General features: G+C 62.5%; 23 protein-coding genes. 7 read left to right on the forward strand and 16 right to left on the reverse strand.

The features are described from left to right. Positions 1-10: 10 nt before the first annotated feature. Positions 11-526 carry a SixA phosphatase family protein gene (locus NKJ88_RS06365; protein WP_352443801.1) on the forward strand — a complete coding sequence of 172 codons (516 nt, stop codon included), beginning with the start codon at positions 11-13 and terminating at the stop codon, positions 524-526. Positions 527-718: 192 nt separating this feature from the next. Here NKJ88_RS06365 and NKJ88_RS06370 read toward each other — a convergent pair whose 3' ends face one another. The 6 genes from NKJ88_RS06370 to NKJ88_RS06395 all read right to left on the reverse strand — a co-directional run bounded on the left by NKJ88_RS06370 (position 719) and on the right by NKJ88_RS06395 (position 6,542). Next, positions 719-952 carry a DUF680 domain-containing protein gene (locus tag NKJ88_RS06370; RefSeq protein ID WP_023727317.1) on the reverse strand — a complete coding sequence of 78 codons (234 nt, stop codon included), beginning with the start codon at positions 950-952 and terminating at the stop codon, positions 719-721. A gap of 236 nt (positions 953-1,188) precedes the next feature. Beyond that, positions 1,189-1,962 carry a 4-hydroxy-tetrahydrodipicolinate reductase gene (gene dapB / locus NKJ88_RS06375; RefSeq protein ID WP_023727318.1) on the reverse strand — a complete coding sequence of 258 codons (774 nt, stop codon included), beginning with the start codon at positions 1,960-1,962 and terminating at the stop codon, positions 1,189-1,191. A 62-nt stretch (positions 1,963-2,024) separates the two neighbouring features. Then, positions 2,025-2,828: an agmatinase gene (speB, locus tag NKJ88_RS06380; RefSeq protein WP_023727319.1), complete on the reverse strand. Its 804-nt coding sequence runs from the start codon at positions 2,826-2,828 to the stop codon at positions 2,025-2,027. 96 nt (positions 2,829-2,924) lie between these two features. After that, complete coding sequence (locus NKJ88_RS06385; protein WP_352443802.1) at positions 2,925-4,097, reverse strand: amidohydrolase; 1,173 nt, start codon at positions 4,095-4,097, stop codon at positions 2,925-2,927. Beyond that, positions 4,090-5,337, reverse strand: a complete 1,248-nt coding sequence (locus tag NKJ88_RS06390; protein WP_352443803.1) for a Zn-dependent hydrolase — start codon at positions 5,335-5,337, stop codon at positions 4,090-4,092. The genes NKJ88_RS06385 and NKJ88_RS06390 overlap by 8 nt, the downstream gene beginning before the upstream one ends. 2 nt (positions 5,338-5,339) lie before the next feature. Next, positions 5,340-6,542 carry a diaminopropionate ammonia-lyase gene (locus NKJ88_RS06395; RefSeq protein WP_352443804.1) on the reverse strand — a complete coding sequence of 401 codons (1,203 nt, stop codon included), beginning with the start codon at positions 6,540-6,542 and terminating at the stop codon, positions 5,340-5,342. Between the two features lie 103 nt (positions 6,543-6,645). Between NKJ88_RS06395 and NKJ88_RS06400 the strand changes: the two genes are divergently transcribed. After that, positions 6,646-7,122: an Lrp/AsnC family transcriptional regulator gene (locus NKJ88_RS06400; protein WP_023689068.1), complete on the forward strand. Its 477-nt coding sequence runs from the start codon at positions 6,646-6,648 to the stop codon at positions 7,120-7,122. A gap of 57 nt (positions 7,123-7,179) precedes the next feature. Here the strand turns inward: NKJ88_RS06400 and NKJ88_RS06405 are convergent, their stop codons facing one another. The 6 genes from NKJ88_RS06405 to NKJ88_RS06430 all read right to left on the reverse strand — a co-directional run bounded on the left by NKJ88_RS06405 (position 7,180) and on the right by NKJ88_RS06430 (position 14,182). Then, positions 7,180-9,288: a molybdopterin-containing oxidoreductase family protein gene (locus NKJ88_RS06405; protein ID WP_352443805.1), complete on the reverse strand. Its 2,109-nt coding sequence runs from the start codon at positions 9,286-9,288 to the stop codon at positions 7,180-7,182. 225 nt (positions 9,289-9,513) lie between these two features. Continuing rightward, positions 9,514-11,391, reverse strand: a complete 1,878-nt coding sequence (locus NKJ88_RS06410) for an ABC-F family ATP-binding cassette domain-containing protein (RefSeq protein WP_023824113.1) — start codon at positions 11,389-11,391, stop codon at positions 9,514-9,516. Between the two features lie 135 nt (positions 11,392-11,526). Further along, entirely contained in the window at positions 11,527-11,973 is a 447-nt protein-coding gene (locus NKJ88_RS06415) for a Ros/MucR family transcriptional regulator (RefSeq protein ID WP_023670270.1), read from the reverse strand. 167 nt (positions 11,974-12,140) lie between these two features. Continuing rightward, a complete protein-coding gene (locus tag NKJ88_RS06420) occupies positions 12,141-12,374 on the reverse strand; it encodes a hypothetical protein (RefSeq protein ID WP_023684750.1) in 234 nt (77 codons plus the stop codon). Beyond that, a complete protein-coding gene (locus NKJ88_RS06425) occupies positions 12,367-13,335 on the reverse strand; it encodes a DMT family transporter (protein WP_245260073.1) in 969 nt (322 codons plus the stop codon). The genes NKJ88_RS06420 and NKJ88_RS06425 overlap by 8 nt, the downstream gene beginning before the upstream one ends. Before the next feature lie 13 nt (positions 13,336-13,348). Beyond that, positions 13,349-14,182: a hypothetical protein gene (locus tag NKJ88_RS06430; protein ID WP_023824114.1), complete on the reverse strand. Its 834-nt coding sequence runs from the start codon at positions 14,180-14,182 to the stop codon at positions 13,349-13,351. 111 nt (positions 14,183-14,293) lie between these two features. Here NKJ88_RS06430 and NKJ88_RS06435 point away from each other — a divergent pair, with 111 nt between their 5' ends. Next, positions 14,294-15,262 (forward strand): LysR substrate-binding domain-containing protein, encoded by a 969-nt coding sequence (locus tag NKJ88_RS06435; RefSeq protein ID WP_023670266.1) that lies wholly within the window; start codon positions 14,294-14,296, stop codon positions 15,260-15,262. A 240-nt stretch (positions 15,263-15,502) separates the two neighbouring features. Here the strand turns inward: NKJ88_RS06435 and NKJ88_RS06440 are convergent, their stop codons facing one another. Then, positions 15,503-15,655: a hypothetical protein gene (locus tag NKJ88_RS06440; protein ID WP_023701894.1), complete on the reverse strand. Its 153-nt coding sequence runs from the start codon at positions 15,653-15,655 to the stop codon at positions 15,503-15,505. A 136-nt stretch (positions 15,656-15,791) separates the two neighbouring features. Between NKJ88_RS06440 and NKJ88_RS06445 the strand changes: the two genes are divergently transcribed. From NKJ88_RS06445 to NKJ88_RS06455, 3 genes are all read left to right on the forward strand, one after another. Then, on the forward strand, positions 15,792-15,959 hold the full coding sequence (locus NKJ88_RS06445) for a hypothetical protein (protein WP_023684745.1): 168 nt from the start codon (positions 15,792-15,794) through the stop codon (positions 15,957-15,959). Positions 15,960-16,009: 50 nt separating this feature from the next. Further along, the gene (locus tag NKJ88_RS06450; RefSeq protein WP_352443806.1) at positions 16,010-18,091 is read left to right on the forward strand and encodes an ATP-dependent helicase; all 2,082 of its coding nucleotides are present in this window, start codon (positions 16,010-16,012) and stop codon (positions 18,089-18,091) included. A 160-nt stretch (positions 18,092-18,251) separates the two neighbouring features. Further along, entirely contained in the window at positions 18,252-18,554 is a 303-nt protein-coding gene (locus NKJ88_RS06455; RefSeq protein ID WP_023670262.1) for a DUF982 domain-containing protein, read from the forward strand. Positions 18,555-18,913: 359 nt separating this feature from the next. Here NKJ88_RS06455 and NKJ88_RS06460 read toward each other — a convergent pair whose 3' ends face one another. The 3 genes from NKJ88_RS06460 to NKJ88_RS06470 are packed head-to-tail and all read right to left on the reverse strand — an operon-like array spanning position 18,914 to position 21,468. Then, positions 18,914-20,041, reverse strand: coding sequence for an acyltransferase family protein (locus NKJ88_RS06460; protein ID WP_196813603.1), 1,128 nt, complete (start codon positions 20,039-20,041; stop codon positions 18,914-18,916). A 34-nt stretch (positions 20,042-20,075) separates the two neighbouring features. After that, on the reverse strand, positions 20,076-20,855 hold the full coding sequence (locus NKJ88_RS06465; protein ID WP_155923276.1) for a methyltransferase domain-containing protein: 780 nt from the start codon (positions 20,853-20,855) through the stop codon (positions 20,076-20,078). Positions 20,856-20,871: 16 nt separating this feature from the next. Continuing rightward, positions 20,872-21,468 (reverse strand): acyltransferase family protein, encoded by a 597-nt coding sequence (locus NKJ88_RS06470; protein WP_155923277.1) that lies wholly within the window; start codon positions 21,466-21,468, stop codon positions 20,872-20,874. A gap of 477 nt (positions 21,469-21,945) precedes the next feature. Between NKJ88_RS06470 and NKJ88_RS06475 the strand changes: the two genes are divergently transcribed. Next, entirely contained in the window at positions 21,946-22,878 is a 933-nt protein-coding gene (locus NKJ88_RS06475) for a class I SAM-dependent methyltransferase (RefSeq protein WP_245260074.1), read from the forward strand. Positions 22,879-22,881 lie beyond the last annotated feature (3 nt).

Raw genomic sequence — 22,881 nt, forward strand, 5'->3', positions numbered from 1 at the left:
GATCTAACAGATGAAACAGCTGCTTCTTCTTCGCCACGCCAAGTCGAGCTGGGACGACCCGGCGCTTGCTGATTTCGACCGGCCGCTCGGGCCGCGCGGGCTGAAGACGGCGCCGCTGATGGGGCGCGAACTGGCCCGGCGCAGTTGGCTGCCTGACCTGGCGCTGGTGTCGCCGGCGCTGCGTACGCGCGAGACATGGCGGCTGGTCTCGGCGGAACTGTCGGCGAGCGTAACGGTGGAGTTCGCCGAGGCGCTTTTCGAAGCCACGGCTGGCGACATTCTGGCCGAGCTGCAGCAGGCAGTCGCATCGGCTAGCTGTCTCCTGGTGCTCGGCCATAATCCCGGCCTGGAGGACTTTGCCCGCCGGCTCGCCGGTCCGCGATCGGGTGTGGCTGCTCTAAGGAAACTTGAAGAGAAACTCCCGACCGGCGCCCTTGCCCGCTTTGTCATCGACGGCGACTGGGCGGATCTCGGCTTCGGCGCGGCCCGGTTGACGCATTGCATCAAGCCGAAGGATCTAAGCTAGACCAAGCTGCTTAACGGGCTAGCCGCAGGTGACAGCCGCAAACCGTGTTTTGAAAAGACCACGGTCAAACAAGGAGATAGGACCAATTGCTGGCGGATTGATTCAAGATCTTTGCGGCCCGAGTCGATTGCATAAAAACAAGAGCGGTGGGCCGGGCCCACCGCTCTTTGTGGTCGTAGATTTCTCAGAAAATCAACGACCCCAGATGCCCTGGCCGGATTCCGGCTGGTTCGAGTCGCCCTTGATCGTGAAATCGCCGAGGCTGGCCGGCTTGCGGATCGAGGCGGTATAATTGTGATCGATGTTGCCGGCGGGCGCTGTCACAGCAGGCTGGTTGACGCCGTCGGAGCCGTAGTGGTCGCTGCCTGCGAAAGCGGTGCCGGTGGCAAGGAGGATGGCAGCAGCGGTAAGTGCGATCTTGGTCATTTCAGGTAATCCAGATTTTTCAGTTCTGTCCGTCAAGTGGCGTGCCTTGGGAGGAATTCGCGTCGCTCGGACCACCCCGAAATGGGTGTGCGTTGCTGCCATTGCCAATCACAAAAATGTGCGAACCGAACCGTTCGGTTCGGTGTTGGAAGGCGCGAAATGGCGTAGTTGTTGCTATATTCTATTCTCTAGGCGGCTCCGACCTCCAACGCCCCTCGTTGCGTTACCCTTGCATCTCAAAAGGTCGTGAAGCCCAGTACGTCGCGCATGTCGTATTCGCGGGGCGGCCGGACGGCGACCCAGCGTGCTGCCGCAATGGCGCCGCGCGCGAACATCGAGCGGTGGCCCGCCGAATGGGAAAGCGTGAGCGTCTCGCCCTCGGCCAGCAAGCTCACGCTGTGCTCGCCGACGATGCTGCCGCCGCGCAGCACGGCAAAGCCGATCTCGCCGGCAGGGCGTGGACCTGTAAGGCCGTCGCGGATGCGTTTCGCCACATCGTCCAGCCTGACGCCATGTCCGCGAGCGGCCGCCTCGCCCAGCATCAGCGCCGTGCCCGACGGTGCGTCGACCTTCATGCGGTGATGCGCTTCCAGGATTTCGATGTCGGCGGCGGGACCAAGTGCTCGCGCCGCCTGCTCGACCAGCCCGGTCAGCATGCTGAGCCCGAGCGAGTAGCTGCCGGAGCGAACGATGGCGACGGACTTCGAAGCAGTAGCGATGGCGGCGAGATCGGCCGGCTCGAAGCCGGTCGAGCCGATGACCAGCGCCGGGCCGCCGCGGGCCGCGCAAGCTTGTGCAAGATCGACGGAGGCCGAAGGCGTGGTGAAATCGATGACGACATCCGCAAGCGCCAGTGCTTCGTCGCGCTCGACCAGCCCCTCACCGATGCTGCCCGGCCTGTGAAAGCGGGCGACGAGCGTCAGCCTGGGATCGGCCTCGACGGCCAGCGCCATCTGGCTGCCCATGCGGCCGAGCGCACCGGCTATGGCTATCTTCAACAGATGCGGCATGGCGGCTTTCACTGGAAATGCGAGTCACAACAATGATCTACATGCCGCCCTGCCAGATTGATTCAGCCGGCGCCATGCGTCTTGAGCATCATGCCGGCGATCTCCTTGACCAGCTTGGCGGCAACCAGCGCGGTGAGATTGGAGACATCCTGGCTTGCATTGTATTCGACGACATCGGCGCCGACGATGGGCTGGTCGATCCGCTGGATCAGGTTGATCACTTGCCGGGTTGTAAGACCACCGGGTTCGCGGTGCGACACGCCGGGCGCACAAGCCGGGTCGAGGCCGTCGAGATCGACCGAGAGATAGACCGGCGTCTTGAGATCGAGCTGCAGATCCTCGCTGAAATGCCGCGCCTCGATCATTTCGACGCCGAAGCGCTTGAGCTGGTCACGAAGCTCATCATTGAGGGTGCGCAGGCCGATCTGGATCAGCCGGCCAGCCAGCCCCTCCTCCAGGATGCGCGCGAAGGACGAGGTGTGGGACCGCCTGTTGCCCTGATAGGCATCGTAGATGTCGGGATGGGCGTCGATCTGGACGATCGTTAGCCTGGCATGGCGGCGGCGCACGGCACGCAGCACCGGCCAGGCGATGGCATGATCGCCACCGAGGCTGATCAACGGGTGGCCGGCATCCAGCGCGCGGCCGACCTCGGCCTCGATCCGCTCCCATGGACCGCCGGCGCCTGAAAAGTCGATGTCGCCGTGGTCGACGAAACTGTCCGCCACATCGAAGCCGGTTTCGCTCCACGAGCTGTGCGCGTCGCTTTTGAGTTCCCGCCGGATCAGGGCCGGCGCTGCGGCCGCGCCCTTGAGATAGGACGAGTTCTCGTCATGCGGTATTCCCAGAAGCGAAACCCTGGTCATCGGCGTGCGATCTCCGGCAACAGGCAATCTCCCTAAACCCGGCAGCTGGCTGGCGATAGCAGTGCCGCTTGGGCCAGTTGCGAAGGCGATCAGGCGTCATTTCCCGATCGCGCCGCACAGTCTTTGCCTGACGATCGCGATATGGAAATCCGTGCCGTGCAACAGCCCGTCATCGTTGAAGTCGTAGCTGGAATTGTGCAGCGGCGGCGAGGTCTCGCCATTGCCGAGAAAGACGAAGCAGCCCGGTACGTGATCGAGGAAGCGGGCGAAATCCTCCGAGGCGGTCATCGGCTCCGCCGCGATGCTGGCGGCGCCATAGGCCAGCACGCGCCTTGCGGCGACAAAGGCCGCGTCCACCAGGTCGGCATCGTTCTGCAGCGGCACGAATTCCCTGCTATAGGTCACGTCGGCGGTGACATTGTAGGCAGCGGCGGTGCCCGCCGCGATGACCCGCATCTGGCGCTCGATCTCGGCGCTGACCTCGGGACGAAAACTGCGGGCGTCACCGAGGATGCGGGCGAGGCCGGGCAATGCGTTGCGGGTGCCGTCGGTGATCAGCTCGGTCACCGAAACCACCGAAATGTCGGCGGGACTCAGCCGGCGCGAGACGATGGTTTGCAGATTGGTTACCAGCGCGCAGGCGGCGACCAGCGTCTCGTTCCCGGAATGTGGACGCGCCGCATGGCCGCCGATCCCCTTGAGCACGATCTCGAAATTGTCCTCCGCCGACATGAACGGGCCGGCACGGGTCTCGAAATGTCCAATGGGCAGGCCCGGCATGTTGTGCAGGCCAAAGATCTCGTCGAAGGGGAAGCGCTGCAGCAGCCCGTCATCGAGCATTGCCAGTGCGCCCTTGCCCCACTCCTCGGCCGGCTGGAAAACGAAACGCACGGTGCCGTCGAAACCGCCCTCGGCGGCGAGCAGCTTTGCCGCGCCGAGCAGCATGGTGGTGTGGCCGTCATGGCCGCAGGCATGCATGATGCCGGGGTTCTGCGAGCCATAGGCTGTCGCGGACTGCTCGGTGATCCGCAGCGCATCCATGTCGGCCCTGAGCGCAATCGCCCGGTTGCCGCTGCCGCGCTTCAACGTGCCGACGATGCCGGTGCCGCCGACCCCCTCTGCAACGTCGTCCAGCCCGAATTCGCGCAGCTTCGCGGCGACAAAGCCAGCGGTGCGCTTTTCCTCGAAACCGAACTCGGGGTGCGCGTGCAAATCGCGCCGCCAGCCCGTCATCTCCCGCTTCAGCGCATCACGATCGAGTTCAGCCATTTTTCTCCCCGACCTCTTTTGCAAGCTCACTGGCGACATCAAGCAGGATGTTGGCGCCGGCGACAAGCTCGGCATCTTCAGTGTGTTCGCGCGAATTGTGGCTGATGCCACCGGCGCTCGGCACGAAGATCATTGCCGCCGGCGCGAGGGGGGCCATCATCTGCGCGTCATGGCCGGCGCCCGATGTCATGCGCCTGACGCCGAGACCGCGGTTCTTCGCGGCCGCCTCGATCAGTTCGACGATGCCGATGTCGAACAGCACCGGTTCGAAGCGGGCGAGCCGCTCGACCGAGATCGATACGTTCTCCGAAACCTCAAGCTCCTCGAGATAGGCAGCAAGGGCCGCCTCATGCGCCTGCAGGCGCTGTTCGTCGGGATCGCGCAGGTCGATGGTGAAGACGGCGCGCGCGGGAATGACGTTGATGGCGTTGGGTTCGAAGCGCATCGTGCCGACCGTGGCCACGGTTGGCCCATTTGAAGCCCTGGCCCGATCGTGCAGGAAGGTGATGATGCGGGCGGCGGCGTGGCCGGCGTCGCTGCGCATCGACATCGGCGTGGTGCCGGCATGGTTGGCGGCGCCGTCGATGGTGATGCGCTGCCAGGAAATGCCTTGCAAATTCTCGACCGCGCCGATCGGCACGCCTTCACGCTCCAGCACCGGCCCTTGCTCGATATGAAGTTCGAGATAGGCATGCGGCTTGAGGAAGCCGGGTTCGCGGTCGCCGGCATAGCCGATGCGGGCGAGCTCCTGGCCGAGCACGCTGCCATCCGTGCCGATGGCGGCCAGCACGGCCTCGGCGCTGACGCCACCGGCATGGCATAGCGAGCCCATCATGTCAGGCGTGTAGCGCACGCCTTCCTCATTGGTGAAAGCGGCGACCGCGACCGGGCGCGACGGCGAAAAGCCCGAAGCCTGCAGCGTCTCGATCACCTCCAGCCCGGCCAGCACGCCGTAGCAGCCATCATAGATGCCGGCATCGATAACGGTGTCGATATGCGAACCGATGAGCAGCGGCGCCTGCCCGGCATTGTCGGGGCTTTGCCAGATGCCGAAGATATTACCGACCCGGTCGATGGCGACTTCCAGCCCGGCCTGCCTGAGCCAGCCGACAAAGAGGTCACGGCCCTGTCTGTCTGTGTCGGAGGCGGCGAGCCGGATCAGCCTATCCTCACTGTCGCGGCCAACGGCGCCGAGTTCCCGGATGCGGCCAAGCAGACGCTGTGCATCGATCCCGATCATGGCTATGCCTCGGCCTTCAGCTTGCCGGCCAGCACATCGGCGGGGCTCTGCCCGACCAGCTCGGGATAGCGATGCGGGTCTGTGGCGCCTTCGGTGTTGATCAGCAGCACGCGGGATTTGTCGTCGAGCCCGAGCGCGGCCTTGTGGTCGGCCACCGCCCGGATCAGCCCGGCCAGACCGACGCCGCCGCTTTCGCCGGCGACGATCACTGGATCATTGCCAGCCGGCCGTGCCAGCCGCCGCATCACCGCGACCGCCTCCTCCTCATCCACTGTCATGAAGGCATCGGCAACCCGCGCCAGAACGCGCCAGGCAACTTGCGAGGCCTCGTAGCATTCGAGCATCGCCATCACCGTCGGCTGATCGTGTGCGACCTTGACCAAGTGGCCCGCCCGGGCGGCTGCGACAACGCACGCGGCGCGGGCCGGCTCGACGACGATGAAGGTCGGCCTGGCGTCACCGAGCACGATGGCGAGATGGCCGGCCAGGGCGGCGGCAATGCCGCCGACACCGGCCTGCACGAAGACATGGGTCGGCGGCTGCGGCAACTGGCGCAAGGCTTCGCGCACGATCGCCGTATAGCCCTGCATGACCAGACCGGGGATGCGCTCGTAGCCCGGCCAGGAGGTGTCGGACACCACGGTCCAACCTTGCTCAGCTGAAACCTCGGCGGCCTGCCTGACCGAGTCGTCATAATTGCCGTCGACGCGGATCATCTCGGCGCCATAGCGGGCTATTGCTGCAATGCGCGCCTCGCTGACGCCGGCGTGAACGAAGATTGCCGCTTTCGCGCCAACCAACTGTGCACCTTGCGCGACCGAGCGGCCATGATTGCCGTCGGTGGCGCAGGCAACCGTCATGCCGGCAGCGACCGCCCGGACGTCGAACCGGTTGAGATCGGCCACGTCAACGGGCCGACCAAGCGATCGGCTCGCCTCCTCCAGCACCAGTCGAAAAACGGCATAGGCGCCGCCGAGCGCCTTGAAACTGCCGAGACCGAGGCGAAAGCCTTCATCCTTGATGTGGACGGCGCCGAGGCCGAGTTCGCCGGCCAGCGTCGGCAATGCATGCAACGGAGTTGCGAGGTGATTGTCGCGATGGGCAAGAAAGCGCTCGACCGTATCGGCACCGGCATTCCCCAGCGTTTCGGCATCGACCGGATCGAGCGGCCGGCGGTGCAAGGCATTGCTGTTGAGCAGGAACACGGGTGGCCTCCTTTGGGTGTGACGAAATCATATTGCAGCCGAGGCGCAAATAGCGCTGTTATTGGCGCTTCGAAATGCAAGTTTGTTTCGCCAGGATAGCGCTTTGCCTCGATCGCCTTCGCTCGACAGTTTCGACCTCGCCATCCTTGCCATCCTGCAGCGGGACAACACGACGCCGCAGCGGCTGATCGGCGAAGCCGTCAACCTGTCGGCGCCGGCGGTGCAGCGGCGCATCAAGCGCATGGAACAGTCCGGCGTCATTGCGGGCAATGTCGCCGTGGTCGACCCGGCGGCGGTCGGCCATCCCATCACCATCTTCGTCGAAGTGGAACTGGAGAGCGAACGCTCGGACCTGATCGACGCGGCCAAGCGGCAATTCTCGGCAGAGCCCGAAGTGCAGCAATGCTACTACGTCACCGGCGAGGCCGACTTCATCCTAGTCATCACCGCGGCCGACATGGGCGCCTATGAAGCGCTGACGCGCAGACTGTTCTTCGACAGCAAGAATGTCCGAAAATTCCGCACCTTCGTTGCCATGGACCGTGTCAAGGTGGGGCTGACGGTGCCTCTGCCGGGATAGCCAGTCACTTCTATGCAATTCCGGACGGAAACCGCTCACACTTTTCCTGGAATTGCTTTAGCCCGCCGGCCGCAGCCAGACCTTGTTGTCGTGGAAGGCCGCACCGCCATAGGGCGCTGGTGCGTCGGCGCCGGTGAGCACATTGATGCCTTCGCCACGCTCATGGGCGCTGTTTGGCCAGATGCCCTCGGCGATCACCACGCCGCGCTTGATGCCATCGAACAGCTTTGCGTGCAGCACCACCTCGCCGCGCCGGTTGCCGACCTCGATACGGTCGCCGTCGTCCAAGCCAAGCGCGGCAGCGTCGTCCGGATGCAACAGGAGTTCCGGCCGGCCTTCCTTGGCTCTCGACACCGGTGTCTCGGCGAATGTCGAATTGAGAAAATTGCGCGCCGGTGATGTCGTCAGCCGGAACGGATGCTCGGCATTCGCGACCTCGATCAGGTCGACATGGTCGGGGAATTCGGGGAGTTCCGCCACCGGCCCGAACAGGCCCATGCTTTTCGGCGGCCGGTTGGGCGCCGCCTGCCCGCTCCAGTTGGCGCGGAAGTGAAATTTCTTGTCGGCATGGCCGAAACCATCGATGAAATGCGCCGCCTCGAAATCCGGCTGCAGGTCGACCCATTTGTCTTCCTTGAGGCTGGCGAAGGAGCCCAGCCCGCGCTTGCCGAGGATGATGTCGATATGCTGCTGCTCGGTCAGGCCAAAGCCCGGCCGGTCGGAGACGCCGAGACGCTGCGCCAATTGCTCGATGACGAAGTGGTTGGTGCGCGGCCCTTCCGGCGGTTCGATCAGCTTGGGACCGAGCGTGATGTGCTGGTTGCCACCGCCCTTGTAGACGTCATCATGCTCGAGGAACATCGTTGCCGGTAGCACGACATCGGCAAGCTTTGCCGTGTCGGTCATGAACTGTTCGTGCACGCAGGTGAACAGGTCATCACGGAGAAAACCATGTTTCACCAGCCGCTGCTCGGGTGCGACATTCACCGGGTTGGTGTTCTGGATCAGCATCGCCGTCACCGGCGGGCCACCGTAAAGCGCGTCCGCTGCGCCGGTCAGCACCGGACCGATGCGCGACTGGTCGAGATGGCGAATATTGGGATCGCGCATCGCGGTGCCTTCCAGCACATCCTGGTTGAGCTTGAAGATGCCGGAATTGGAATGGAAGGCGCCGCCACCCTCATATTGCCAGGCGCCGGTGACGGCGGCGATGCAGGATGCCGCGTGCATGTTGACCGCGCCGTTGCGCTGGCGGGCAAAGCCATAGCCGAGGCGGAAATAGGTTTTCCTCGTCGTGCCGACGAGGCGTGCGAAAGCCTCGATCTCGGTGACGGCAAGACCGGTGATGGCGGACGCCCATTCCGGCGTGCGCGTCTCCAGATGCGCTTCCAGCCCCTTCGGATCGTCGGTGTATCTTTCGAGATAGGCGCGGTCGGCCATGCCTTCCCTGAACAGCACATGCATGACCGCGCAAGCCAGCGCGCCATCGGTGCCGGGCTTCAGCACAAGGCCCATATCGGCCTGCTTCATCGTCGCGTTCTCGTAGACGTCGATAACGACGACCCTGGCGCCACGCTCCTTCCGCGCCTTGATGGCGTGGGTCATGACATTGACCTGCGTGACCACGGCATTGGTGCCCCAGATCACCAAGCAGTCGGACTTCGCCATCTCGCGCGGATCGGGACCGCGCAAGGCGCCCGCTCCCATCATCCAGCCGGTCCAGGCCAGATTGGTGCAGATCGAGCCGAAGAAGCCGGAGTATTTTTTCGCATGGCGCAGCCGGTCGATGCCGTCGCGCTGCACTAGCCCCATCGTGCCGGCATAGAAATAAGGCCAGACGGTCTCGGAGCCGTATTTTTTCTCGGCCGCGATGAATTTCTCGGCGACGAGGTCGAGTGCCGCTTCCCAGCTGGATTCCTTCCAGACGCCGGCGCCCTTGGCCCCGGCGCGAACAAGCGGCTTCAGCAGCCGGTCGGGATGGTGGACACGGTCGGCATAGCGCGCGACCTTGGCGCAGACCACACCAGCCGTATACGTATTGGACTTGGCGCCATGGACACGGCCGATGCGGTTGCCATCGAGCAGTTCGACCTCGAGCGCGCAGGTCGAAGGGCAATCATGCGGACAGGCGGAGTGGCCGATTCTGACCTTGGCGTGCTGGTTCATGCGGCGTTTTTAGCGGGTTTCGCGGGCGGCGTGTAGGGCCAGATCTTACCCTCCCCTTGATGGGGAGGGTCGGCGCGCAGCGACGGGGTGGGGTGCGGCGCGGAGCCCCCCCCCCCCCCCCCTCGGGGGGGCGGGGGGCGCCGCGGGGGGGGGGGCGGGCGGCGGCGCGGACCCCCACCCCGCTCCGCTTCGCGGATCGACCCTCCCCACAAGGGGGAGGGTAAATCACTCCGCCGTGCCTTCCTCGTACTCGGCCGACATGGTCAGCCACTTTTCCTCGTGACCGGCAAGCTGCTGTGCCAGTTGCGAGCGCTCCTTGGCCAGCCGGGTCGCCGTCGATGGATCCTTCTCGTATACCGCCGGATTGGCGAGTTCATCCTCGATCAGGTCGATGCGCTTGCGGATGCGGTCCATCAGCGCTTCGGTGGCGCGGATTTCCTTTGCCAGCGGCTCGAAGGCGGCGCGGCGCGCCGCGGCATCGCGGCGGCGATCGGCCTTGGATGCCTTCTCGGCCTCGCGCTTGCCGCGTCGGTTGCCGGACACGCCGGTGACCAGCGTCTTGTAGTCCTCAAGGTCGCCGTCATACGGGTTGACCGCCCCGTCCTTGACCAGCCACAGCCGGTCGGCGGTCGCTTCCAGCAGATGGCGGTCATGCGAGATGAGGATGACGGCGCCGGGAAACTCGTTCAGCGCATGGATCAGGGACTCGCGGCTGTCGATGTCCAAATGGTTGGTCGGTTCGTCGAGGATGAACAAGTTTGGCCCCTCAAAGGCCGACAGGCCCATCAGCAGGCGCGCCTTCTCGCCGCCGGACAGGTCCTTGGCGGCGGTGTTCATCTTCTCGGTGGTGAGACCGAACTGGGCGACGCGGCCACGTACCTTGGATTCCGGCGCCTCCGGCATCAGCCGGCGGACATGCTCGTAGGCGTTTTCATCAGGCCTGAGATCGTCGAGCTGATGCTGCGCGAAGATCGCCACCTTCAGGCCCGGCGCCACCGTCATGGTGCCGGTTTCCTGCTTCAGCCGGCCCGAGAGAAGCTTGGCGAAGGTCGACTTGCCGTTGCCGTTGGCGCCGAGCAGCGCGATGCGATCGTCGGCATCGATGCGCAACGTCATCTTCTTCAGGATCGGCTGGCCCTCGGTGTAGCCGACATTGACGTTGTTCAAGGCAATGATCGGCGACGCCACCGTTTTCACCGGTTCGGGGAAAGAGAACGGCCGCACCGTGTCGTTCACGATCGCGGCAATCGGCTTCATCTTCTCCAGCGCCTTGATGCGCGACTGCGCCTGTCTCGCCTTCGAAGCCTTGGCGCGGAAGCGTTCGACGAAGGACTCCATGTGTTTGCGCGCGGCTTCCTGCTTGACGCGGCCCTTCTCCTGCAATTCCTTCTGCTCGGTGTACTGGCGCTCGAACTGGTCGTAGCCGCCGCGCCAGAAGGTCAGCTTCTTCTGGTCGAGATGAACGATGGAATTGACGGCGCGGTTGAGCAGGTCGCGATCGTGCGAGATCAGAAGCACCGTGTGCGGATATTTCGACACGTAGTTTTCCAACCAAAGCGTGCCTTCGAGATCGAGATAGTTGGTCGGCTCGTCGAGCAGCAGAAGGTCGGGCTCGGCAAACAGCACCGCGGCGAGCGCCACACGCATGCGCCAGCCGCCGGAGAAGGACGAGGCCGGGCGGCGCTGCGCGGCGTCGTCGAAGCCAAGGCCAGCGAGGATGGTGGCCGCGCGAGATTCCGCCGAATGCGCATCGATATCCGCCAGCCGCATATGGATGTCGGCAATGCGGTGCGCGTCGGTGGCGGTCTTTTCCTCCTCGAGCAATGCGGTGCGCTCGAGGTCGGCCTTGAGCACGATTTCGATCAGCGGCTCCTCGGTGCCGGGCGCTTCCTGCGCCACCTGGCCGATGCGGGTGTTCTTGGGCAGGCTTATCGAGCCGGTCTCGGAGGGAAAGTCGCCGGTGACGGCCTTGAACAGCGTCGTCTTGCCGGTGCCGTTGCGGCCGACGAGGCCGGCCTTTGTGCCGGCCGGCAAGGTCAGCGAGGCATGATCGAGAAGCAAGCGTCCGGCCATGCGGAGCGAAAGATCGTTGATGATAAGCATGCCGGGGCTTTTGCACGGGAGGGCGGCGCTTCGCAAGGGCCTGGGCGCCGGCGGGGGCATAAGGCATGAAAACGGCGCGCCTTAAGCGCGCCGTCCATTGCAAACAGCAGACTGACTTTTCAGAGGCTGCCTGGTTCAGGCTTTGGGTTTGCGCTTCGTCACCTTGGCCGCGGCGGCCGGAACGGCCGGCTTGCGGCCGAGGCCCGAAGACTTGGCCAGTGCCGAACGGGTCGCGGAGTAGTTCGGCGCCACCATCGGATAGTCCGACGGCAAGCCCCATTTGCCACGATATTCCTCCGGGCTGAGACCATGGTCGGTCATCAAGTGGCGCTTCAGCGACTTGAATTTCTTGCCATCTTCCAGACAGACGATGTGGTCGGGAAACACCGACCGCTTCGGATTGACAGCCGGGTTCAGCGCGGGGCTTTCCACGGCGGCAATGCTGCCCAGCTTGCGCACCGATGCGCTGACGCTGGCAATCAGATCCGGCAGGCCAGACGCAGGGAGAGGATTGTTGCCGACATAGGCCGAGACGATGTCAGCAGTCAGTTCAATAGCGGTCTTGCTGTCGATGGTGTGCAATTCTGTTTCTCCCGCCGGTCATGAAGTTGCCGGCTTTTTTTAAGACTTCTCTTGATGTATCGACCTAGCTGCGCCCCCCAACGGGTCGCTAAAGTCTCAATAAACGATCAAGAATCGGAACAGGAGGATGTTTCCACAACAGGTTGCAACGTTGCAAATTAGAAAATCTAATACTTGGAAACGGCCGACTTCGCGCCAGCAGATTTCAACTGCACGGACGCCGCAGGTTTAGAGTCGGCCAGTATGTCCAGAATGCGCTTCCAGCGGGCGCACCGGCCGAAATCTTTTTGCTCTATCGCCTTTTCGGCCTTCATGGCGGCGTAGAGCGGCGCCTCGGCGCCGAACTCCTTGAGCAGCCAGAATGCTTCCTGTCTGGCGAGGCGTTCATCGTCGTCAAGCATGTTCAGCCTCCGAGCGTTCTATGCCCACCGCAATACAGCTGCCGATGACGAGGACCGCACCGGCTATCGCGGTCAGCGTCAGCCTTTCGCCCGAAAGTGTCAGCAGCAGCGTCGATGCGATCGGGGTCAGATAGGCGATGACCGCAACCTTGCCGCCGCCTTCAAGCTTCAAGGCGCGCGACCAGAAATAATATCCCAGCCCCATCGGACCGGCACCGAGATAGAGGCCAAGCAGGAGGTGCTCACTGGATGGCCAGGCTGCGCCGTCGTGAATACACCACAGCAAGGTCAGGCCGACGCCGACCAATGCCGAAGGCAAAAGCAAACGCTCCGACGGTGTGGCCAGGCGGGCGACCGCAATCGAATAGAAGGCCATGCACAGCGCCGAGCCGAAGGCAGCGAGATAGCCGACGATGCTGCCCTGGAGAAAAGGCTGGCCGCGACCACCCGAGATCACCAGCGCCACGCCGACAAAGCCAAGCACGGCAGTCAAACCCAGAAGCACGGGGCGTTGCCGCTTGCCCAGCACGATGACCGCCGCCGCGACCATCAGCGGCCAGGTGTAGGCGACGAGATTGGCCTCGATCACCGGCATGGAGGCAAAGGCGATGTATTGCAGCACCATGGTGCCGACCAGGCCAATAAAGCCGACCGCGACCGGCGCCAGGGTGCCGTCAGCACCCTTGGCAAAGGCTGCGTCTTGCGTGTCCCCCTTCCGGCTCGCCAGATGGATGACGGCGAACACCAGAGCCGCTCCACAAAACTGCAGCAACTGCACGAGCGACACCGGATGGCTGGCCAGCAGGGATTTGCCGACCAGCGCGTTGGTCGACCACAGGGCGACCGCGCCGGCGGCGAAGACCAGGGCCGATGGCGAACCCGATCCATCCCGGAATCGGCGCGACGGTGCCTTGTCCTTATCGCCGACCATGATGTTACCGACGGCCAAACCGGTGTCCACTTCTATGCCCTGGCTACCATGATTCCCTTGATCCGCCCGGGACCGGCGCATCGGTCGCCGCCGCAACCGGACGCTCTTCCTCGAAGCGGCGATAGGCCGGCAGCTGGTTCGTCCAGACGTCTTCGGCCAGTTCGTTGACCCATTCGCGATCGTGATCATTGTCGGCTGCGAGATAGAACATGCGATTGTCGTCGACGTAGGGCTTGGCCACAGAGCGCTGGTTGAGGACCAGCGTGACGCGCGAGCCGAGCTGGATCGGCGCGGTGCGGTGCAGCACACCGAGAAACTGGCCGAGTGTGGCATAGTTCATCTTGTGGTCGATGCGCATGACCTGGTTGCGCGGGATTTCGCGGCCGGATTCAAGGATGGCGCGGCCGGTCTCGGAATCGTCACAGTAGATTTCGAGATGGCCGCCGACCAGCGGATTGCTGATCGACAGCGGAATGAGTTCGGTGACCGGGACACCGTCGCAATGCCAATCGACGGCGCCGTCCTTGGGATTCATGAAAGTGACGGTCGAGCCGACGATCGACAGCGGATAGGGCTCGAGCTTGGCGCCCATCATGTCGGACAGACGTTCCAGGCGCAGCTTGTCATGCAGCAACTCCTTGATCTCCGGGATAAAACGGTCGGCGCCGGTGATGAAGGTAAGGTCGAGGTGCTTGTGCACGGCGTGGCTGGCCTTGAGCTTCAACGCCGCCTCTTCGATCGCCGCCAGCAGCGCCGGGTCGTAGCCATGCAGATACTGCGCAACGCCGAAACCCGACACTTTCCAGGCCGTCTCATGGCCGATAATGGCTTCTCGGCTCATCGCGTAGCGCAGTTCAGGTATGGTATGGGCGTTCATTCTACTTCTCCAGGATGGGGGCATCACTTGGTAAACTGTCGATTAATTTCCCCACCCCTGTAAAATTAGGAATGCTGGTGCTAGTGTAAGCCCAGCTTAAGGTCGAAACGCGTGCGTCTGCTCAGTCAGGTCAACCTCAATTCGCTGAAGATTGTCGAAAGTGCCGCCCGGCACCGTAACTTCACGCGCGCGGGCGAAGAGCAGTTTATTACTGCTTCCGCCGTCAGCCAGCGCGTCAAAAGCCTTGAGGAACAGCTGCGCTTCAAGATCTTCCAGCGCGGCGGCAATGCGGTGTCGCTGACACCCGAAGGCGAGACCTATGTGTCGCGCGTTCGCGAGGCGCTGGAGCGCATCGTGGCGGCCAGCATGGAGGCGACCGGACAGTCGCAGGCGCATGTGCTGAAGATTTCGGTGCTGCCGACGTTCGCGGCGCGCTGGCTGTTTGCCCGCCTGCCGCTGTTCCAGCGGCAATATCCCGAAATCGAAATGCGGGTCTCGACCTCCTACGCCACCAATGAGTTCGCCACCTCCGAGTTCGACCTCGAGATCCGCTATGGCGACGGCAGCTTTCCCGACCTCAAGGCGGACCTGCTGTTCAAGGAGGATTTGACGCCGGTGTGCAGCAGGAAGCTGTTCCACGAGGTTCTCGGCGATAGGCCGCCGTCAAAGGTGACGCCCGACGACCTCAGGCATTTCACGCTGCTGCATTCCGACACCTGCACGCAGAACTGGCAGTCGTGGCTGGGTTTTGCCGGCGCGAGTTCCGTGCTCGGCGAGACCAAGAGCATCTATTTCGATTCCTGCATGATGTCCTATGAGGCGGCCAATGCCGGCATGGGCTTTGCAGTCGCCAACCGCGCCTATATGGCGAGCGAGATCCGCGCAGAGCGGCTGGTGGCGCCGTTTGCCGTGCATCACCCCAACACCGCCGGCTGGTATTTCGTCTGCCCGGTCACCGCGCCCTACACGCGCAAGGTGGAATTGTTCAAGCAGTGGATCATGGCCGAGGCGGCGCTGACGCAGTGCCAGTTGGACGCCGGGATTGCCGGCGGCCCGGTGCTGCGCAAGGCCATTGCCTGAGGTCGGATTCTTTCCGCGGCCTTGCGGGATTTGTGGTCTTTTCTGCTGGTTTTGCGCAGACGGCACGAGCAGACCGGCACGAAAACTGCCACCTCATGACGCAGGCGAGAGACTCAGCTATCTTCGGTTGTTGCGGCGGACCTGATATCCGCCTGGCCGGCGCTATCAGCTCACCTCCCAAGCGGCGCCGGCCTTCTTCTCCCGAAGGCCACCTTCAGCCTTGTCGTCCCGCTAAAGCGATCATTGCGCGGGCTGATCGCCGCCGGCCGCCGGCTTTGGCGCCGAATCCGTCTGCGGGGTTTGATCGAGCACAGGGGCTTTGGTTGGCTGGATGTCGCCGTCGCAGGCGGCGAGCGCCAAGCTGGCGGCCAACAAAATCAGAAGCCTCTTCATGGCGACCTCCTAGGTCTGCCCTCTCCTTCGTAAGGCAACGAGGTGGTTCGGCTTTGGTTGCACGCTCGCAAACGACGCCGCGTCGGCTGGAACCAAACGGCGGCTCTGAGGTTGGTTGCCCAAAGGAGATCGCGCCATGATCCGTCTGCTCATTACCGGACTTTTCGCTTACGCGACCTATCGCATCGCCAAGGAGATCATCAAGGACGTGCCCGACAATTTCGATCCGTTGCCGGTGCCTGGCGACGAACGCGCCGCCTTGCGGCGCCAGTCGGCGGCAACGGGTGTCGCGCCACGGCGGTAAGGGCGACTTCCGCCCGTTGCGAACAAAGCGGAAACGATGCTTGATAGGCGATGACCATCGCCATCAATGATTCGTCCTTGCAGCCCGCCTATCTGACGAAGCTCAACGCCAAGCAGCGGCTCGCTGTCGAACATGGCGACGGCCAGATCGCCGGGCCGCTGCTGGTGATCGCCGGCGCCGGCTCCGGCAAGACCAACACGCTCGCCCACCGGGTTGCTCATCTGATCGTCAAGGGCGCTGATCCCAGACGCATTCTGCTTATGACATTCTCGCGCCGCGCCGCCACCGAAATGGCCAGGCGGGTCGAACGCATCGCCGGCGAGGTGCTGGGCCGAGACGCGTCCGTCATCGCCGACGCGCTGGCCTGGGCCGGCACGTTTCACGGCATCGGCGCCAGGCTGCTGCGCGACTATGCGCTGACGATCGGCCTCGACCCGGCCTTTACCATTCACGACCGCGAGGATTCCGCCGACCTGATGAATCTTGCCCGGCATGAACTTGGATTCTCGAAGACCGAAAGCCGTTTTCCGACCAAGGGCACCTGCCTGGCGATCTATTCGCGCGCCGTCAACGCTCAGGCGCCGCTCGGCGAGGTGCTGGGTTCGGCCTTTCCGTGGTGTGCCGGCTGGGCCGAACAGCTGAAGGCGCTGTTCGCCCGATATGTCGAGGCCAAGCAGGCGCAGAACGTGCTCGATTACGACGACCTCCTGCTCTACTGGGCGCAAATGGCCGCCGAGCCGGAGATCGCGGCGCATCTGGGCTCGCGTTTCGACCATGTGCTGGTCGACGAATACCAGGACACCAACCGGCTGCAGGCCTCGATCCTTTCGGCGCTGAAGCCGGACGGCGCCGGACTGACAGTGGTGGGCGACGACGCGCAGTCGATCTATTCGTTTCGCGCCGCGGAAGTGCGCAACATCCTCGATTTCCCGCAACAATTCGCGCGAGCCGCCGATGTCATCATGCTGGAGCGCAACTACCGCTCGACCGTGACTATTTTGGCGGCAGCCAATGCGGTCATCTCGGAGGCGTCGGAGCGCTTCACCAAGAACCTCTGGTCGGAGCGCAAATCCTCGCAAAGGCCGAAACTGGTCAGCGTGCGCGACGAGGCCGAGCAGGCGAACTATGTCTGCCAGGCCATCCTGGCCGAGCGCGAGGCCGGCACGGTGCTGAAATCGCAGGCGGTGCTGTTTCGCGCCTCGCACCACAGCGGCCCGCTGGAGATCGAACTGACGCGCCGCAACATCCCCTTCGTCAAGTTCGGCGGGCTCAAATTCCTCGACGCCACCCATGTCAAGGACGTGCTTTCGGTGCTGCGTTTTGCCGAGAACCCGCGCGACCGCGTCGCCGGCTTCCGCGTGCTGCAGCTCCTGCCCGGCATCGGCCCTTCGGCGGCGAGCACCATCGTCGAGACCATGGCGACATCGCTCGATGACGCGATGGGGCTGGCCCGCTACCGGCCGCCGCAACGCGCAGCTGAGGACTGGCCGGCCTTCGTTGCGCTCTATTCCGGCCTGCGCGCGCGGTCGGGGAAATGGCCGGCCGATCTCGAACAGGTCAGGCTGTGGTACGAGCCGCATCTTGAGCGCATCCACGAGGATGCGACGACGCGGCGGGCCGACCTCATGCAGCTCGAGCAGATCGGTTCAGGCTATGCTTCGCGCGAGCGCTTCCTGACCGAGCTGACGCTGGATCCACCGGATGCGACCAGCGACCAGGCCGGGCCGCCGCACCGCGACGAGGACTATCTGATCCTGTCGACCATTCATTCGGCCAAGGGCCAGGAATGGAAGAACGTCTTCGTGCTCAACACCGTCGATGGCTGCATCCCGGCCGATCTCGGCGTCGGCACCAAGGAAGACATCGAGGAGGAGCGCCGGCTGCTTTACGTCGCGATGACGCGGGCCAAGGACGGCCTGCATCTGGTGACGCCGCAGCGCTTCTTCACTCACGGCCAGGCAGCGCGCGGCGACCGCCACGTCTATGCCTCGCGAACCCGTTTCATCCCGGCCTCGATCCTCGGCGCCTTCGAGCAGACCTCTTGGGCGAGCGTCCACGCAAAGGACGATCCGCGCCACAGATCTGAAGTCCGCGTCGACCTCGGCGCCCGCATGCGCGGCATGTGGAAATAGCCGCAACCGCGGATGCCGGCCGGGGAGCGACCTCAAGAAGCAAATCGGCCTGTCATGGCATCTCTCAGGGAACCTCGGGCCGCCAGCCGCGTTTTCTGGCGTCCAACCCGCGATCGGAGAGCGGCGACCGCCGCCTTTCCGCCCATCCAGAGAGGCCAGAATGCACGACGCGATGTTCTTCACCCCGGTTGCCGTTAGCGTTGGCGCCGGCCACAAACGCATGCTCGCCTCGCTGTTCGAGATGCATGATTTCCTGACCGAATTTCCGCCGTCACGCCGGCGCCTGAGCTATGGCGCGGCCGTGAGGGCCTGCGAGGCGGCACGCGCCGGCGAAATCTCGACTGAGGCCGCACGCGATGCCCTGATCACCTTTGCAGTCACGGCAGGGATCCTCTGGCCCGCGGTCCAGCCGGCCGTCTCGGTCAAGCCGGTCGCACACGGTTATGGCGGCTACGCCGTCTGAGACGGCCGGGACCCAAGCCCAAAACCGCGAAAATATAGCTTCGGTCTGCCTGCCGGTGTCGTCCGGCTTCGACCAGCCTTACCCTATGCAAAGATGCTCGGGCCTGCCGGCGAACGGACAGGCAAGCCGCCGATGATAGAGCAACGGAACCCGGGTCGTCGGTGCCGTATTTCCGCAGAATCCTCGCGGCATGAAGAACGGGCCGCCCAGCCGCGAGATTGGACACACATGCCCTCATTGTGGTCGAAAATCGGCTCGCCAGATATTTGACGCCAAGGGATGAACGGATTACTGACGGCGGCTGGCGGCGGATTACTGCCATTTGCCGGCATGGACCGCATGTCACGCCAAACTAGGTCTCAGGTTTGCTGAACCGCCAGTCCGTTCGGCAGCGCAGGGGCAGGCAGCGGCGCGACGGCGACAGGAGAGCTCGGCGCCATCGACCCGGATTGCCCCGACCTGCGGAACAGACTGCCTGCCCATCGTGTCGACGGGCGCTCTATCCATCGATGGCTTGCCCAGCTTGCGATCAAGACACAAATGCCTGTGGAAAGAATGTAAAGGACGACACCCGCTGAACGGCTCAACCATGCACCAAACAGGAGCGACACTGCGATCATGATCGGCCAATGCCACATATAGCTCGAATATGAGATGTCGCCTAGAAATGTGAGCCACTCGGCCGGGCGCCAGCCTGCCCTTTCCACGGACAGAGCACCCCATACGATCAGCGACGCGGCTGTTCCATAAACTGCAACGCGAAGCAGCCCGGTCGTGGTTCCGAGCGGCTGGGCAGCGTAAAACCCTGCCACAGCGACGATGATACAACCCAGGACCATACCGGCTCGCGGCAACGGCAAAGACAGCCGAGGCGCGATGTAGCCGATCAGCAATCCCGGCAGGAACTCCAAAGTGATAGGGGTGGCAAAATACCATCCGCGGTCCCAGCCGCGCCCGGCGGCAATCACTGCCACAATATGGGCCGCGCCCCAGACTGCGATCGCCGGTCCAGACCTCCTGCCGAACAGCATGGCCAAACCCGCGACCAGATAGAATTGGATCTCATTGCAAAGCGTCCAACTGAGCGGATGCAGAGGACTCGTCGTCAGCAGGCCGATATTCCTCAACGTCAGCTGCGAAAAATCGACCGGATAGAGACCGCTGCTCCCGAGTGAGACGGCGATTGTCGCACCTAGCGAAAGCCAATAGATCGGATAAATCCTGACAAAACGCCTTACAAAGAATTGCAGGGAATGAAGAGGATGGTCAGCCTGTTTCTGCCGCAGCAGACCGGCGGTGATCACTCCGCTGACGACGAAAAAAATATCGACCCCGAATGCCCCAAACTGCAAGAAAAAATTGTAGGCATAAGCGCCCCATTGATTCTTCCCGAATGACGACATTGTGCAAACATGCAGTAAAACAACCAGTGTTGCAGCGGTTCCTCTTATTGCCTGGACAGAAAGTGATTTTGAAAGAGAGTCCACCAATCACCTGCGGAGAAATGACGCGTCAGCCGCTTTAGGACTTTTGAGGGGCCGGATAGCGATCGCCGTCTACCACATCGTCCGCTTGCACCTGCGTCCAATCGAAATTCACCGCCTCGCGATCTTTGCGACACAGGATCGAACTATGGCAGTACAGTTCAGGGATCGGCCGGCGCTGGAGATATTCATCGCAGTCGTCACTGAAGAAGCCCATCATCGGGTTGCTCATCCCCATATCGAGAATCTCGAAACCAAGCGACTTGTTGAACAAGACGCGAAGGCCAAGTTCCGAGAACTGAAAGAAGTTCCACGGGCGCTCGTGGGCGGCGTAGGCGAAGGTCGTTTCGATGTAGGCAACGCCACCGACCTTCATGACCTTGGCAATCTCCTGCGCGATCACCCAAGGCATATAGAGGTGCTCAAAAACGGCGAGCGAATAGACCAAGTCGAACCGCTGGCTTTCGTTGAAATATGTAGACAGTCTATGGGCGTCGCCGGCCACGTCGACATTCGGCCCTTCATAGAAGTCAAAGCCGACATAGTCTGCCTTGTCGAAATGCGCCCGATAGTTTGCTCCGGTGACGACGCGCGACCCTAATTCGAGCACACGTGCGCCGGAATGATTGTAGTTAGAGGAAAGATATCCCATTGCGCCCATATGCGTGACGATCTTTGGCGGCGCCACGGTATGGTCGCCGCGTGTCGGCATGATCAAAAACCCAGGGGTTGGTTCAGCCTGCGCTGGTTCAGCAATTGCGGCCGGCACTTCGGGGCTGATTGGTTTACATCCCTTCAACAGTTCTCGTAGGCGCATAAGGATATCCTCCTCTTCAAGCTAGCGGGGGCTGATGCGGGAGCGCTCCGGAGAATTGAACTGGATGCGCCGCTTTCAAGCTGGCTGCCAACCGCCGATCACGGATAGTTCTGAAGGGCATTTCCACGAACACGGCGAGCAGCGCAGCGAAAGCGATGCAGATAACAAAGACCGCTGCGGCTCTTGATGCTCCTGATATCGGTAGAGTTGTGCGCATCACCTCGAGGACCAGCAGATGCGAAATGTAGAGAGGATAGGAAAGCTCCCCAATCAGGCGGTCGATTCTGCTGTCCTTGGTCAGCGTAAACAGCACCGGCAGCCCGCCAGCCAGGGCGGAGGAGGTGACAGGGGATGGCAGACTATTCAGGCCGCCGATATATGTGTCGATACCAACATAGACAAAGGTGAGGGCGAGAACCAGCCAATAGGTCGGGTAGATTCTAAGGGCGCGATTCGAATAAAACAACCATGCAGATTTGTAGCGGCCGCCCAGAATGAGGCCCATGTAGAAACCAGAAACCATATAGAAGGCCTGGACACCAACCAAGCCGCCGGTCATTTGCAAACGACCAAAGTCGGCGTGACCGAACATCACGCCCAGCGCTAGCAGCACACGAAGAATCCCCCAAGACACTACCGGCCGCGAATGAGATCGACAAATGCGTTTCTGGCGTTCGTTATGATAGGGGTAAGAACGCGGTGTTCGTGGCGGCAAATGTTGGCGTCAACGATCGCTGACTGCTGCATGCTCATGCTGGGCCCCCTTGAAGCGACAAGAACCGTCTTCAGAATCCACTTTCTCATCCCTACCAGCAGGCTGTGGGGAAACACAAGACATCGATCGACAACTATCCGATTTCTGGTAGGTTATCTTACAGCGCGCTAAATATGGAATAAGCTGTGAATATCGATTTTTCCAGAGAGTACGATGCATCCGCGATTCAAACCGCTCTCGATGGCTTTATTGATATTTACATTGACACTTTGCTGAAGATGTTCATATTTTTTTGAATGCCTTAAGTAGAGGTTATGAATCGAGAATCTTACCATTAATCCGCTCCAGCCTTTCTCTGGCCCAGGGTGTTTTGTCATGATCGCAAGCTGGGCGAGCCACCTGTGCATAGGGCGTCTGATACACTGGGTCGCCGGTACGGCAAACGGATCGACCGCGCCAATGGCAACTCCAGGCGTATCGGTCGAATTGCCCGCAGCAACTCCTCCGCAGGCATTGCGCGACGCAATCCTTGATGCAGCCGGCAAAGCGAAATCTGCACTTGAGATCGGGCCCTTCTTCGCACCCTGCCTCACCGGCGCCAACGTCACCTATTTCGATGTCCTGACCAGCGACGATCTGGCGGAGCGAGCCAGGAAAATCGGATACGGCACTGACACCATTCCAGCAAGGATTGACTTTGTTTCACCTGTTGGCGACCTGCGCATAGTCGATCGCAAGTTCGACGCCATCGTCAGTTCGCATTGCATCGAACATCAGCCCGACCTAGTTCGTCATCTAGTCGATGTCGGCAATCTTCTGGAAAATGACGGCAGGTATTTCATCCTTGTTCCCGACAAGCGGTATTGCTTCGACAGCCGGCTGCCGGCATCGACCATTGCTGATGTTATCGACGCCCATTTTGACGATCGGCGCGTCCATACGTTGGCCAGCGTCGTCGCGACACGCGCGCTGACCACCCACAATGAGGCGTCAAGACATTGGCTGGGCGATCACGGTCCGGCGCCGAGCCTGGATGAATTGGCCATTCGGACCCAACACGCCATCGACGAATGGAAAAACAGCAATGGAGGCTACATCGATGTCCATGCTTGGCAATTCACGCCTGCAAGTTTCGCGGAGATCGTCATGATATTGGGGAGGCTCGGCATGATTGGATTGGAAGTTGAAGAGGTCCATGAGACGCTCACCAATGGCATTGAGTTCACCTGTATCCTGAGAAAGTCCAATTCGTTGCCGGCGATTGCGCCGGGGTCGGTCTTGCAAACTCCCGATGCGTGCGCTGCATGAAGG

Origin of the sequence: Mesorhizobium sp. M0016 (assembly GCF_040324035.1) — a bacterium.
Classification (GTDB): Bacteria; Pseudomonadota; Alphaproteobacteria; order Rhizobiales; family Rhizobiaceae; genus Mesorhizobium.